Below are 13,927 nucleotides of genomic sequence, written 5' to 3' on the forward strand. Positions count from 1 at the left end.
CTGCTCTTCCGTAAATCGCTTCCGCTTCATCTGTCCGTCCTTCGATCGAGGCCGGACTCTAACTCCAGGTGGAGGAAAAACTCAGGGGCAGGTCAGCGTAAGCAGCGGAATTTGTGAGCGCTCGGCCAGTCGCCTTCCGGCCTCAAACCCCATCACAAACGCACCGTGCAAGCGCGCAATCTCGCCAAGGAGCGCTTGCTGCTCCGGTTCCAACGGCTCCGTCACCTGGCGGGTCTCATCGAGCGCGGCAAACGCACGCGCTTGAGAGATCAACCCGACACCGCTGAGCCAAAGCTCGTCGATTTCCAGTTCAGCGAGTTCGTTAACCGCAAGCGCTCTGGCGTAGTCTTCAAGGACGTCTCCAAGCACAGGATAACGCCCAAGGCTGTTTTGCATCGATTGCCGAAAACGCTCGAGACGGCTCTTGAGCCGGACGAATAGCTTTTCCTGCGTTCTATCGGCGACCTCATCGAAATCTGGCAGGCTAGGAACATGGGAGAGTTCGCCATCACGTGCGGTGAAGACGAACCCGCCCTCCTGTGCGCCGATCTCGTGGGCATCTACCGGATTTAGATTGGCTACTATCGCAGCGATCTGCGCGACGGCATCATCAGGATCCCTATTCCAGAAGACCGCAGGCTGACCCGCTATTTCTAAATCTGCTTCTTCACCGAACGCGCTTGCTTTCCCCTGGTTCTGGTCACCCCTCAAAACGCCCCTATACCAATTTAGCCAAATACCCCATGAACCATTCTGAACGAGATCGCTTTCTTCAAACGCTGCGAGTCGCGCCAATGCCCACTCGGGCGGCCCCATCCAAATGCCAGCCCCCTCGGCATTACTCCTCGGCCAGAGCGGAGAACAAACGACCCTTTTGTGCCCGTCAAGCTGGGATAGACGCCGAGCATCTTCCGTTACTGCTTTCCAAGCTGGCGCAGCACGGACCGCATCGTAGATCGACAACGCATCTGTCGACTTTACTCGAGCAAGGGTATCGATTTCTGCAGCATTTTCTATCGCGCGAGAGGCGACATTCGGATCGAACAAATCCGGAAAAGTTCTTGAAAATCCTTGGATAGTTTCAGATCTACCCCTAGCCGCCACGAATAGATCGAAACTGGCGCGGTCTGGAAAATCCCTATCTGGATAATAAACCGAAACCCACGCTAAAAATGCGGACTTCACGCAGCCAAAGAGCAAGTCTTGGGTACCGACAAACGAAAGCTGCTTCTCAAGTCCACTCGACATCGGCAAAACCGCGGGAAACGCACGCAGCATTGCTCGGGCGACTAATATTTTTGTGAGGCTAGGAGACTTGCCACTAAGCCATCTTTTTAGCCCCTCACGGTCAAAGAGTTCAGGCGGATTTTCCTCCAAAGACGCCCCCTTTCACCCCAACGCCGGGGACAAAAAGCACGGAAAGGCCACACGCGGGAAGTCCCGCATCAGATTAGGCGTGTGCTGGCCACCTTTCGCAGTGCGGCCCGCTGTGATCCGATGTGGTTTAGAGGAAACGGTTATAACTAGACGGTTCGCCGCATCACACCCACCAGCGCGCGACCGCGCGCCGGCCGGTCAGGCCGCCCACCCTGGAGCCGGTTCGCGGAGCGAACTCGGCCTGAGGGGCAAACCTAACTGTCCAGGAACGAACGCAGCTTCCGCGAGCGGCTCGGGTGCTTGAGCTTGCGCAGCGCCTTCGCCTCGATCTGGCGGATGCGCTCGCGGGTGACCGAGAACTGCTGGCCGACCTCTTCCAGCGTGTGGTCGGTGTTCATGCCGATGCCGAAGCGCATGCGCAGCACGCGCTCCTCGCGCGGGGTGAGCGAGGCCAGAACCCGCGTCGTAGTCTCGCGCAGGTTCGACTGGATCGCCGCGTCGATGGGCAGGACCGCGTTCTTGTCCTCGATGAAGTCGCCGAGGTGGCTGTCCTCCTCGTCGCCGATCGGGGTTTCCAGGCTGATCGGCTCCTTGGCGATCTTCAGGACCTTGCGGACCTTCTCCAGCGGCATCTGCAGCTTTTCCGCCAGCTCCTCCGGGGTCGGCTCGCGGCCGATCTCGTGCAGCATCTGGCGCGAGGTCCGCACGATCTTGTTGATCGTCTCGATCATGTGGACCGGGATGCGGATGGTGCGGGCCTGGTCGGCGATCGAGCGGGTGATCGCCTGCCGGATCCACCACGTCGCGTAGGTGGAGAACTTGTAGCCGCGGCGGTACTCGAACTTGTCGACCGCCTTCATCAGGCCGATGTTGCCCTCCTGGATCAGGTCCAGGAACTGCAGGCCGCGGTTGGTGTATTTCTTGGCGATCGAGATCACCAGGCGCAGGTTGGCCTCGATCATTTCCTTCTTGGCGATGCGCGCCTCGCGCTCGCCCTTCTGGACCTTCGAGACGATCTTGCGGAACTCGGTGATCTCCAGGCCGGTCTCGGTGGCCAGCGTGTGGATGTCCTGGCGCAGCTGGCGGATGCCGTCCTTCTCGGCCTGAACGAACGGACGCCAGCCCTTGCTGGCGAGGCTCGCCACCCGGCGGATCCAGTTCGGGTCGAGCTCGGAGCCCTGATACTGCTGGAGGAAGTCCTCGCGCTTCACGCCGTAGCTGTCGGCGAGCCGCATCAGCCGGCCCTCGTGGCCCATCAGCCGCTTGTTGATCTCGTAGAGCTGCTCGACCAGCGAATCGATGCGGTTCTGGTTGAGCGACAGGCTCTTCACGTCGACGATGATGTCTTCGCGGAACTTCTTGAAACGCTTTTCCTGGCTCGGCGTCAGCGACTTGTTCTGCTGCAGCCGGTTCTCGACCTTCTGGTCCTGCAGGCGGCGCAGCTTCTTGTAGTTGTCGGCGATGGCGTCGAAGGTCTCCAGGACCTTCGGCTTCAGCTCGGCCTCCATGGCCGACAGCGACACGTTGGATTCGAACTCGTCGTCGTCTCCGTCGTCGCTGTCGCTGTCGCCGCTCTCGGTCTTGTCGTCGCTGTCGCCGCTGGCAGAGCTGCCGTCGGCCTCGCCATCGGACGCGCCGGCCTCCTGGGCGCCCTTGCCTTCGGGATCGGCGTAGGTCGCCTCCAGGTCGATGATGTCGCGGAGGAGGATCTTCCCCTCGTTGAGCTCGTCGCGCCAGATGATGATCGCCTGGAAGGTGAGCGGGCTCTCGCAGAGGCCCTCGATCATCGCCTCGCGACCGGCTTCGATGCGCTTGGCGATGGCGATTTCGCCCTCGCGCGAGAGCAGCTCCACCGAGCCCATCTCGCGCAGGTACATCCGCACAGGATCGTCGGTGCGCTCGGCCGGCTCACGCGTCGTGGTCGTCTTGGCGACCGCCTGGGAGCCCACCTCGACGAGGTCGCTGGACTCCTCCTCGTCGGCGGCCTCGTCGCTGTCGGCCTCTTCCTGTTCCACCACGTTGATGCCCATGTCGCTCAACATGGCCATCGTGTCCTCGATCTGCTCCGAGGTCACCTCGTTGGAGGGCAGGACTTCGTTGAGCTCGTCATAGGTGACGTAACCGCGCTTTTTGGCGGTCTTGATCATCTTCTTGACGGCGGCGTCGGACAGATCCAGAAGCGGGCCATCGCTCGTCTCCGGCGGGGCGTCCGGGGTCGCTTCGGATTCCGTCGTCTTGGTCGCCATGCCGAGTTCTCCTTGCCTTGCCGGCCGCAGGCAGTGCCCGCCGCCCCCTGCAAAGGGTGCCATTTGTTACATCGACCGAGGGGTCCGTCCGCGGGGGAGCGGCCGGTCCATCGCCTCGTCGATCCGTGATTGCGTCGCCGTCCGGAACGGTCGGCGGCAGCAGACTGCCGCGATTCGGTTTCCGGACTGACAATATCCGTCGATCCTCGAGATCCGACCCTGATCGGAACCGTTTACATAGCGTCGCCCAGCAATTTCGCAAGCAGACTGAATCGGTTGTTGCGAATCGCCGGGCCAATTTCAAAGCCCCGCGGCCGGCATGACGGGGCCGCCGTCAGCCTCCGCCGCCACGTGGGCACCGCGAATTTCCTTGGCCTGATCGGCGAGGTCGCGGTCCTCGTCCTGGAAGGCCTGGCGTCGCCGCACCAGCTCGCGCGACAGCGCCAGGATCCGGGCCTCGCCCTCCGCCGTGAGGTGCTCGTCGGCCTGGGCGATGTCGACATCGAGGTCGCCCTCCAGCACCCTGAGCTCCAACCGGTCGAGGAAGTGCAGCAGGCAACGTTCCACGAAGCCGTCGGGCGGCCCGAACGCCAGAATCGGAAAGCGATGCGACAGTCGCTCTCCGCGTCCGCCCGATCGCCCGTACAGTTCGCCCAGCAGCGTGTCGAGCCCCGGCTCGAGCGCCACGCGCAGCCGCGCCGGGGTGATCTCGCCCTCGTCGATGGCGAGCGACAGCAGCGTGCGCTTGAAGCGCTCGTGCGGATCGAAGGAGAAGCGGACCCGGTCGATCCACTCCCAATGGGCATCGACGAAGCGCGGATAGGCAACGCACAGCCCGAGCACGATCCGCTCCAGCTCGGCGAGATCCGTGTCGGTCGGCCCGGCGCCGGCCAGCATGACCGAGCCGGGGGCCGCGGGATCGCGCGGCGCCCCCCTGCCGCCGGCGCGTCGGTCGTTGCCGCGGCGATCGTTGCCGCGGAACAGCTCAGCCAGGCGCCCGCGCATGTCGAAGTGGTAGCGGCGGCGGACGCGGGTGTCCTTCACCGCCTCGATCAGGCCCTCCAGACGCGCCTCCAGCGCCGCCTTGCGCTCCGGCGTATCGACGCGGGCACCGACCAGTTCGCGCTCCCAGAGCACGTCCACCAGCGGCCTGGCGCGGCGGACCTCGGCCAGGAAGCCGTCGCGGCCGGACATCGCGATCAGGTCGTCGGGATCCTTGCCGTCGGGCAGAAAGCAGAAATTGAAGGAGCGGCCGCTTTCGATCAGCGGCAGGATGCGGTCGACGGCGCGCCGGGCGGCGGCGGTGCCGGCCTTGTCGCCGTCGAAGCAGATCACCGGCTCCGGCGCGAGACGCCACATGGCCGCGATCTGCTCTTCGGTGAACGCCGTGCCGAGGCTCGCCACCACATGCGGGATGCCGGCCTTGTAGACGGCGATCGCGTCCAGATAGCCCTCCACGATGATCGCCGCCTCCGCCTGGTGGGCGGCGGCGCGGGCCCGGTGGGCATTGAACAGCACCGCGCTCTTGTGAAACAGCGGCGTTTCCGGCGAATTCAGGTACTTCGGCTCCTGGTCGGCGCCCAGCGCCCGCCCGCCGAAGGCGACGATGCGGCCGCGATGGTCGTGGATCGGGATCATCAGCCTGTTGCGGAAGCGGTCGTAGGTGGCGCGCCCGTCGTCGGGGCGGATCACCAGGCCCGCCTCCAGCATCTGCGCTTCCTCGACCTTGTGGCCGATCAGGTAGCGCTTGAGGGCATCGCGCCCACCCGGCGCATAGCCGATGCCGAAGGTGGCGATCGTCTCGCGGTCGAGGCCGCGCCGTTCCGCATAGGCGCGCGCCTCGCGCCCGGCGTCGGAGGCGAAACTCTCGGAATAGAAGCGGGCGGCAAGCGCCACCACGTCGGTCAGGCTGGCGCGCACCTGGTCGCGGCGCGCCTGGGCCGGATCCGGCGTCGGCAGCGGAACGCCGGCCTGCTCGGCCAGCCGTTCGACCGCCTCGGGGAAGCTCAGACCTTCGGCGTCGGTGAGAAAGCGGATGTGGTCGCCCGAAGCGCCGCAGCCGAAGCAGTGGTAGAAGCCCTTGCGGTCATCGACGTGGAAGGAGGGCGACTTCTCTTCGTGGAAGGGGCAGCACGCCCAGTAGTCGCCCTTGCCGTACTGCGACTTGCGCCGGTCCCAGGTCACACGCTTCCCGACCACCTCCGACAGCGGCAGCCGGTTGCGCAGTTCGTCCAGGAACTCAGGCGGAAATCTCATCGAAACCCGGTCCGCTGGATCACGATGGCCTCGGGATGACAGGACCCCGCGCCATTCATCGTGACCGATTCTCACATTCTAGCGGGATGCGGGCGAAAAGCCGGTCCCCGCTTGAGGGATAGGGCCTGAAGCAGGCCACCCTCCGCTCGCCGCAAGCGCGACGAGGCAACGGCCCGGACCCAATGTCCGCCCTCGCCCCGCGATATGGTCCCAAGGCCCGTACGCCTGGCCGTCATGCCGCTAGTGCGGAGCCGAACCCGAGGCACGGCTGCGCCGCACCGGGGCATCCCCGCTCGGCTTGTGTCGATCACAGTGCGTCAACTGTTCCCCGGGGTCCACTGCCGAGCGCCATCGAGCGCGCCGATCCCATCGACGGTGGCTGGCGACACGATTTCGGTGGAAAACTATGGGGATATCGTGATCGCCGAGGCGCCGGTCAGCGCAGCAGGTCCTTCACGACGCAGCTGGCCCGGCCGAAATCCATCTTGCCGGGATAGCGCTGCTTGAGCGCCGCCATGGCGCGGCCGACGTCGCGCAGGCCGTGGGCGCCGATGTCCTCGACGACCTCCACGCAGACCGTGCGCATCTCGGTGTCGTCCAGCTGCGCCGGCAGCAGGGACTTGATGATCCCGATTTCCTGGCGCTCCTGCTCGGCCAGATCGATCCGGCCGGCAGATTCGAAATTCGCGGCCGATTCCCGGCGCTGTTCGATCATTTTTACGAGAAGATCGAGGACCTCGCGGTCTCCGATCCCTTCAAGCCCGCGGTCCCGAGCCGCCTGGTCGCGGTCCTTTATCGCGGTCTGGATCAAACGCAGCGTACAGGCGCGGCGCTTGTCGTGATCCACGACAGCCGATTTCAGAGCTCGGTTGATTTCGTCCCGCATGGCCGGTCTCGTCAGAGAGAATGACGGATGGTGCACGATAGCTGCTGCTCCCATCGGCGACAATACGTCCCGACTGGCATAAGTTGTTGATAACAAACGTGTTTGGAACGCAGATCACACGTTGACGCACGCCTCTTCATGGCCTAGCGTCCGGACCTTGATCGCCTCGACATCGTCGGTGTTCGCGATCCGACAACGACCGCCTGGTCGCTGTCGTCGAACGCGGCGCGTGTATCGCGCCCGTTCCAACGATGCAAGAGGTAGTTGGTTCATGACAGGTCTACAAGAGCTTGCCGGAGCGGATGCTTGGGCAGCCCCCGTCGCCACGGCACGTCTTATCTTCGCCGATGGCACCGAGATCGCCGGATACGGCGTCGGCGCCACCGGCCACGCGGTCGGTGAGGTGTGCTTCAACACCGCGATGACGGGCTATCAGGAGATCCTCACCGATCCGTCCTACGCGGGCCAGATCGTCACCTTCACGTTTCCGCACATCGGCAACGTCGGCACGAACGACGACGACATCGAGACGGTCAACATGGCCGCGCGCTCGGGCGTCCTCGGCTGCGTGCTCCGGGCACCGATCACCGATCCGTCGAACTACCGCTCCACCCGCGATCTCGATCGCTGGCTCACCGCCCGCGGCATCATCGGCATCACCGGCATCGATACCCGCGCCCTCACCGCGCGCATCCGCGACCAGGGCTACGTCAACGCCGTGATCGCCCATGACCGCGGCGGTCGTTTCGACACCGCGGCGCTGGCGGCCGAGGCGCGCGACTGGCCGGGCCTGGAAGGCATGGACCTGACCCGCGAGGTCACCGGCGGTCAGACGTTCGTCTGGGACGAGACGATCTGGGACTTCACCACCAACGCCTACGGCCGCCAGACCGAGCCGCGCTATCACGTCGTCGCCATCGACTACGGCATCAAGCGCACCATCCTCCGACTGCTGGCCAACGAAGGCTGCAAGGTGACGGTGGTGCCGGCCACGGCAACCGCCGAGGACATCCTCGCTTTCGAGCCGGACGGCGTGTTCCTGTCGAACGGTCCCGGCGATCCCGCCGCGACGGGCGAGTTCACCCTGCCGACCCTCAAGACGCTCATCGACAAGGACGTGCCGGTGTTCGGCATCTGTCTCGGCCACCAGCTTCTCGGCCTCGCGCTGGGCGGCAAGACGTCGAAGATGCACCAGGGGCATCACGGCGCTAACCACCCGGTGAAGGACCACACCACCGGCAAGGTCGAGATCACCTCGATGAACCACGGGTTCGCCGTCGATGCGGAAAGCCTGCCGGACACCGTCGAGCAGACCCACATCTCGCTGTTCGACGGATCCAACTGCGGCATCCGCCTCAAGGACCGTCCGGTCTTCTCCGTGCAGTATCATCCGGAGGCGTCCCCCGGCCCCCAGGACAGCCACTATCTCTTCAAGCGCTTCGTCAATCACATCCGCGCCCGCAAGGGCGATCCGCTCGTCGACGAGCGCGGCTGACCGGTCATCGAAGCGTTATAGTGGTCTGCTAAGCGGCCGCTTTGGAGTGTCGGGCCGGGCGCATGCGCGCCCGGCGACGGATCTTCATCGCGTCGCCGCCCCGCCGACGGGCGCTCTGCGTAAGTCGGGTTCGGCAACGGATTGAGGGCGCAATGGCCACTTTCACCGCCAACATGATCGATGCGGAGACCGGGAGCGACAACCGGTACGATTTCGAGGGTCCCGACGATCTTCTCGACCGGACCCCGGTCCGTATCGTCCGTCACTTCATGGAGATCGTCGACCGCGAACTGCTGCCCAAGGAACACATCGACTACGAACTCAACGCCGCGATGAAGAATCGCAGCATCGGCGTCATCACGGCGATGGGTTCGATGATTCTCGAAAAGGGCGGCGAGATCCCCTTCATGCTGATGATTTCAAAGCAGCACTGACCTTCGCGACGGCGCGCCGGCGCTGCGCCACTGTCCGCGCTTGCTCGACGCCGCTGGGCCAGTGCCCCGCCATTCAGGGCTCCTGGGGCGAGAAGGTATCGCAGGCACTGACCTCGCCGCTGTCGAGGCCGGTCTGGAACCACTTCTGACGTTGCTCCGACGTGCCATGATTGAAGCTGTCGGGCACGACCTGGCCCTGGGTCGCCCGCTGGATCGCGTCGTCACCGACGGCTGCCGCCGCGGTCAGCGCCTCCTCGGTGTCGCCCGCCTCCAGCAGGCCCTTTTCCCGTTCGTAGTGCGCCCAGACGCCGGCGAAACAGTCGGCCTGCAGTTCCACCCGCACCGACATGGCGTTGGCCTCGCGCTTGCTCATGTTCTGCTGGAGTTCGTGGAATTTCGGCAGAATGCCGAGCAGGTTCTGCACGTGATGGCCGACCTCGTGGGCGATCACGTAGGCTTCGGCGAAATCGCCCGGCGCCCCGAAACGATCGGCGAGCTGCTTGTAGAAACCGAGGTCGATGTAGAGCTTCTGGTCACCGGGGCAGTAGAACGGTCCGCTCGCCGCCCCCGCCAGCCCGCAGGCCGACTGGACCCGGTCGGTGAACAACACCAGCGTCGGCTCCACATAGCGCTCGCCGTTCTCTTCGAACTTGGTCGACCACACGTCCTCCGTGTCGGCCAGCACCACCGACACGAACCGCTTCATCTCGTCCGAGGTGCCGCTATCGGCGGTCTGCGTGGTGGCGGACGGGCTGGGCAACTGCCGCGCCCCGTCCTGGCCCATCGATCCCTGCAACAGCTCCAGCGGATTGACGCCGAGGGCCCACATGACCAGCACGAACACCACGAGGAGCCCGATGCTGCCGCCGCTCAGGCGACCGCCGCCGCCGCGCCTGCCACCCATCGGGGGGATCCGGAAACCGCCACGTCCGTACGAGGCTCCGCTGCCCCGACGGTCTTCGACATTCGTGCTTTCCCGCCTGCCCCGCCACCGCATCCCGCTCTCCCTGTTCCCTCACCGAACGCGCGGCTTCAACCGGGGTTCCGCCGCCGGCCTCCGGCGAAGAGGACCTCTTGCGGCGAAAGGATTGAAAATGGGTCCGTCCGCGTGCGCGTGGTCGACACCATAGTTTCTTCACGGACTTGCGACAGAAGGAATCGTGGCGAGACGGCCTTCCGTGGTCGCTTCGAGCTTGCGTAATTGCGGTCGGAGAGCTATCCGGATTTCTGCACTAAGTGCGCCCGCCCGGATGGAGACAGACCGTCTGCGCTGGGCGTTTTGGCCGCAGACCAACCTCAAGGCGTTGTCCCAAGGAGCGATTCCGGTGACCGACCTGAAGACGAAAAGCATTGACGAGGCCTTCGACATGGGCCCGGAGCAATTCCGTACATGGCGAAAATCCCTGGGCCTCAAGCAGAAGGAAGCCGCCGATCAGCTTGGCCTCAAGAAGCGGATGATCCAGTACTACGAGAAGGGCAACCGCGACGGGAAGGCCGTCCGCATCCCGAAGACGGTCCGCCTCGCCTGCTATGCGCTGTCGCATGGCGTCCTCGACTTCGACGGCGAGAAGACCGCAGCCGGACCCGCCCTGTCGGCCGAAACCGCACCGATCGAGGCGGCGGATACCCCCGCCAACGTCGCCGCCGGCGAGTAACCACGCCTCAAGCGCGTCTCAGGCCTTCCCTGCCCACGCGAAGTCTTCTATAAGCCCGCGAGCTTTTGGGTCGGATCCGGAACCCGCCGGAACGCTCGACAGACCGGCGCGGTGCGTTAGCGGGGGCGGATCGATCCTCGTCGGGGCATTTCACCCGCCCCTCACACAATTCCCGCGATCGATCGACCCCCGGACCGCCCGTCGGCCTCCGGCGGTCGGCCTGCGAGCCCGGATGCCGAAAAGAACAGACATCAAGACCATCCTGATCATCGGAGCCGGGCCGATCATTATCGGCCAGGCATGCGAATTCGACTATTCCGGCGCACAGGCGGTCAAGGCGCTGAAGGAGGAGGGGTACCGGATCGTTCTGGTCAACTCCAATCCGGCGACCATCATGACCGATCCCGAGCTGGCCGATGCGACCTACATCGAGCCGATCACGCCGGAGCTGGTGGCCAAGGTGATCGAGAAGGAGCGCCCGGACGCGCTCCTGCCGACCATGGGCGGTCAGACGGCCCTCAACTGCGCCCTGTCGCTGCGCAAGCTGGGGGTCCTCGAAAAGTACGGCGTCGAGATGATCGGGGCCACGGCCGAGGCCATCGACAAGGCCGAGGACCGCGAGCTCTTCCGCGAGGCGATGACCGAGATCGGTCTCGAGAGCCCCCGCTCCAAGCTCGCCCATTCGCTGTCGGAAGCGCTGGCTGCGCTGGACGACATCGGCCTGCCTGCGATCATCCGGCCCTCGTTCACCATGGGCGGGACCGGCGGCGGCATCGCCTACAACCGCGAGGAATTCCTCGAGATCGTCGAGCGCGGTGTCGACGCCTCGCCCACCAACGAGGTGCTGATCGAGGAATCCGTTCTCGGCTGGAAAGAGTACGAGATGGAAGTCGTCCGCGACCGGGACGACAACTGCATCATCATCTGCTCGATCGAGAACATCGATCCGATGGGCGTCCACACGGGCGATTCGATCACGGTTGCCCCTGCGCTGACGCTGACGGACAAGGAATACCAGCGCATGCGCGACGCCTCGATCGCGGTCTTGCGCGAGATCGGCGTCGAGACCGGCGGCTCCAACGTCCAGTTCGCCATCAACCCGGAAGACGGGCGCATGGTGGTCATCGAGATGAACCCGCGGGTGTCGCGCTCGTCCGCGCTCGCCTCCAAGGCGACCGGCTTCCCGATCGCCAAGGTCGCCGCCAAACTCGCCGTCGGCTACACCCTCGACGAGCTGGAGAACGACATCACCGGTGGCGCCACGCCGGCCTCCTTCGAGCCGACGATCGATTACGTCGTCACCAAGATCCCCCGCTTCGCCTTCGAGAAGTTCCCGGGCGCCAGCCCGATCCTGACCACCTCGATGAAGTCGGTCGGAGAGGTCATGGCGATCGGCCGCACCTTTGCCGAATCGCTGCAGAAGGCGCTCCGCGGCCTGGAGACCGATCTCACCGGTCTCGACGAGGTCGAGATCGAGGGCCTCGGTGTCGGCGACGACAAGAACGCCATCCGCGCCGCCCTCGGCACGCCCACACCGGACCGGCTCCTGAAGGTCGCCCAGGCCCTGCGTCTCGGCTTCGAGCCCGACCAGGTCCACGAATCCTGCAAGATCGACCCCTGGTTCATCGAACAGATCGCCGAGATCATCGAGGTCGAGGAAAAGGTGCGCCGGCACGGCCTGCCGAAGACTGCCGCCGTGCTGCGCGACCTCAAGGCGATGGGGTTTTCCGACGCCCGGCTCGCCACTCTCGCCGGCCTCACCGAGGATGCGGTGCGGGCGCTTCGGGTCTCCCTCGACGTTCGGCCGATGTTCAAGCGCATCGACACCTGCGCGGCGGAGTTCGCTGCCCCGACGGCCTACATGTACTCCACCTACGAGCCGGCGACCCCCGGCATGGAGAGCGACGAGGCGCGTCCGACGGACCGTGACAAGGTCGTGATCCTGGGCGGCGGGCCCAACCGGATCGGCCAGGGCATCGAGTTCGACTACTGCTGCTGCCACGCCGCGTTCGCGTTGCGCGAGGCGGGCTACGAAGCCATCATGGTCAACTGCAACCCGGAAACGGTGTCGACCGACTACGACACCTCCGATCGGCTCTACTTCGAGCCGCTCACGGTCGAGGACGTCCTCGCCGTCCTGGAGACCGAGATGGCCAAAGGGCGCCTGCACGGCGTGATCGTGCAGTATGGCGGCCAGACGCCGCTCAAGCTCGCCCAGGGCCTCAAGGACGCCGGCATCCCGATTCTCGGCACCGACCCGGACAAGATCGACCTGGCCGAAGACCGCGACCGCTTCCAGCGGCTGCTGGTCGACCTCGATCTCAAGCAGCCGAAGAACGGCATCGCCCGCTCGCTGGAGCAGGCCCGCGCCATCGTCGCCGAGATCGGCTTCCCCGTCGTCGTCCGGCCGTCCTACGTGCTCGGCGGACGGGCCATGGAGATCGTGCGCGACGAGAGCCAGTTCGAGCGTTACGTCACCCAGGCCGTCGTCGTCTCCGGCACCAGCCCGGTGCTGATCGACGGCTACCTCGCCGACGCCATCGAGGTCGACGTGGACGCCATCTCCGACGGCACCGACGTCTTCGTGTGCGGCATCATGGAGCACATCGAGGAAGCCGGCATCCACTCCGGCGACTCCGCCTGTTCGCTGCCGGCCCACTCGCTCTCCGACGCCGCCATCGAGGCGCTCGAGGAGCAGACCCGCAAGCTCGCCCGCGGGCTCCACGTCGTCGGCCTGATGAACGTCCAGTTCGCCATCCGCGAGGGGGAGATCTACGTTCTCGAGGTGAACCCCCGGGCCTCGCGCACGGTGCCGTTCGTCGCCAAGACCATCGGCATCCAGATCGCCAAGATCGCCGCCCGCGTGATGGCCGGCGAGAAGCTCGCCACGTTCGGGCTGAAGCGCCGCCAGCTCGATCACGTCGCCGTCAAGGAAGCCGTGTTCCCGTTCGCCCGCTTCCCGGGCGTCGACACCGTGCTCGGCCCGGAGATGCGCTCGACCGGTGAGGTCATGGGCCTCGACCGTGCGTTCGCCACCGCCTTCGCCAAGTCGCAGCTCGGCGGCGGCACCCGCGTGCCCACCAGCGGGACCGTGTTCATCTCGGTCCGCGACGCCGACAAGCCGAAGATCCTTGAAACCGTTCGGACCCTTGTGCGTTTGGGCTTCGAGGTGATCGCAACTTCCGGCACCCAGCGCTATCTCGCCGAGGAGGGAATTCCCGCCCGCAAGATCAACAAGGTGCTTGAAGGTCGACCGCACATCGTCGATGCTATCAAGAATGGAGAGGTGCAGCTGGTCTTCAACACGACGGAAGGCGCCCAGGCGCTCGCCGACAGCAGGTCGTTGAGGCGCGCCGCGTTGATACAGAAGGTGCCCTACTACACGACCGTCGCAGGCGCCATAGCTGCGGCCAAGGGGATCGAGGCCTACAGCACCGGCGTTCTTGAGGTGCGGCCGCTGCAATCCTATTTCGCTCCGGCTGAGTAAAAGCCAGCACCGGCGCGGCCGGCGGGAGATCCGCCGCCACGCGCGGCATTGGTGTGTGCATGTGTGGTCTCGTCCGGACACTGGCCCGGAC

Annotated in this window: 9 protein-coding genes; 4 read left to right on the top strand and 5 right to left on the bottom strand. The window is 65.3% G+C overall.

What is annotated here, in order from left to right:
- Positions 1 to 81: 81 nt before the first annotated feature.
- From ACSSVZ_RS04955 to ACSSVZ_RS04970, 4 genes are all read right to left on the bottom strand, one after another.
- Complete coding sequence (locus tag ACSSVZ_RS04955; RefSeq protein ID WP_453968666.1) at positions 82 to 1,248, bottom strand: hypothetical protein; 1,167 nt, start codon at positions 1,246 to 1,248, stop codon at positions 82 to 84.
- Positions 1,249 to 1,631: 383 nt separating this feature from the next.
- A complete protein-coding gene (gene rpoD / locus ACSSVZ_RS04960; protein WP_453968667.1) occupies positions 1,632 to 3,623 on the bottom strand; it encodes an RNA polymerase sigma factor RpoD in 1,992 nt (663 codons plus the stop codon).
- Positions 3,624 to 3,923: 300 nt separating this feature from the next.
- Positions 3,924 to 5,879, bottom strand: a complete 1,956-nt coding sequence (gene dnaG / locus ACSSVZ_RS04965; RefSeq protein ID WP_453968668.1) for a DNA primase — start codon at positions 5,877 to 5,879, stop codon at positions 3,924 to 3,926.
- A 436-nt stretch (positions 5,880 to 6,315) separates the two neighbouring features.
- Positions 6,316 to 6,765 carry a GatB/YqeY domain-containing protein gene (locus ACSSVZ_RS04970; protein ID WP_453968669.1) on the bottom strand — a complete coding sequence of 150 codons (450 nt, stop codon included), beginning with the start codon at positions 6,763 to 6,765 and terminating at the stop codon, positions 6,316 to 6,318.
- A gap of 271 nt (positions 6,766 to 7,036) precedes the next feature.
- Here ACSSVZ_RS04970 and carA point away from each other — a divergent pair, with 271 nt between their 5' ends.
- Positions 7,037 to 8,260: a glutamine-hydrolyzing carbamoyl-phosphate synthase small subunit gene (carA, locus tag ACSSVZ_RS04975; protein WP_453968670.1), complete on the top strand. Its 1,224-nt coding sequence runs from the start codon at positions 7,037 to 7,039 to the stop codon at positions 8,258 to 8,260.
- A gap of 152 nt (positions 8,261 to 8,412) precedes the next feature.
- A complete protein-coding gene (locus ACSSVZ_RS04980) occupies positions 8,413 to 8,694 on the top strand; it encodes a hypothetical protein (protein ID WP_453968672.1) in 282 nt (93 codons plus the stop codon).
- 73 nt (positions 8,695 to 8,767) lie between these two features.
- Here the strand turns inward: ACSSVZ_RS04980 and ypfJ are convergent, their stop codons facing one another.
- Positions 8,768 to 9,691: a KPN_02809 family neutral zinc metallopeptidase gene (gene ypfJ / locus ACSSVZ_RS04985; RefSeq protein ID WP_453968674.1), complete on the bottom strand. Its 924-nt coding sequence runs from the start codon at positions 9,689 to 9,691 to the stop codon at positions 8,768 to 8,770.
- Between the two features lie 328 nt (positions 9,692 to 10,019).
- On the opposite strand from ypfJ, the gene ACSSVZ_RS04990 reads away from it, so the two are divergent.
- Positions 10,020 to 10,349 (top strand): helix-turn-helix domain-containing protein, encoded by a 330-nt coding sequence (locus tag ACSSVZ_RS04990; protein WP_453968675.1) that lies wholly within the window; start codon positions 10,020 to 10,022, stop codon positions 10,347 to 10,349.
- A 232-nt stretch (positions 10,350 to 10,581) separates the two neighbouring features.
- A complete protein-coding gene (gene carB, locus ACSSVZ_RS04995) occupies positions 10,582 to 13,836 on the top strand; it encodes a carbamoyl-phosphate synthase large subunit (RefSeq protein WP_453968676.1) in 3,255 nt (1,084 codons plus the stop codon).
- Positions 13,837 to 13,927 lie beyond the last annotated feature (91 nt).

This window comes from Amorphus sp. MBR-141 (assembly GCF_053628695.1).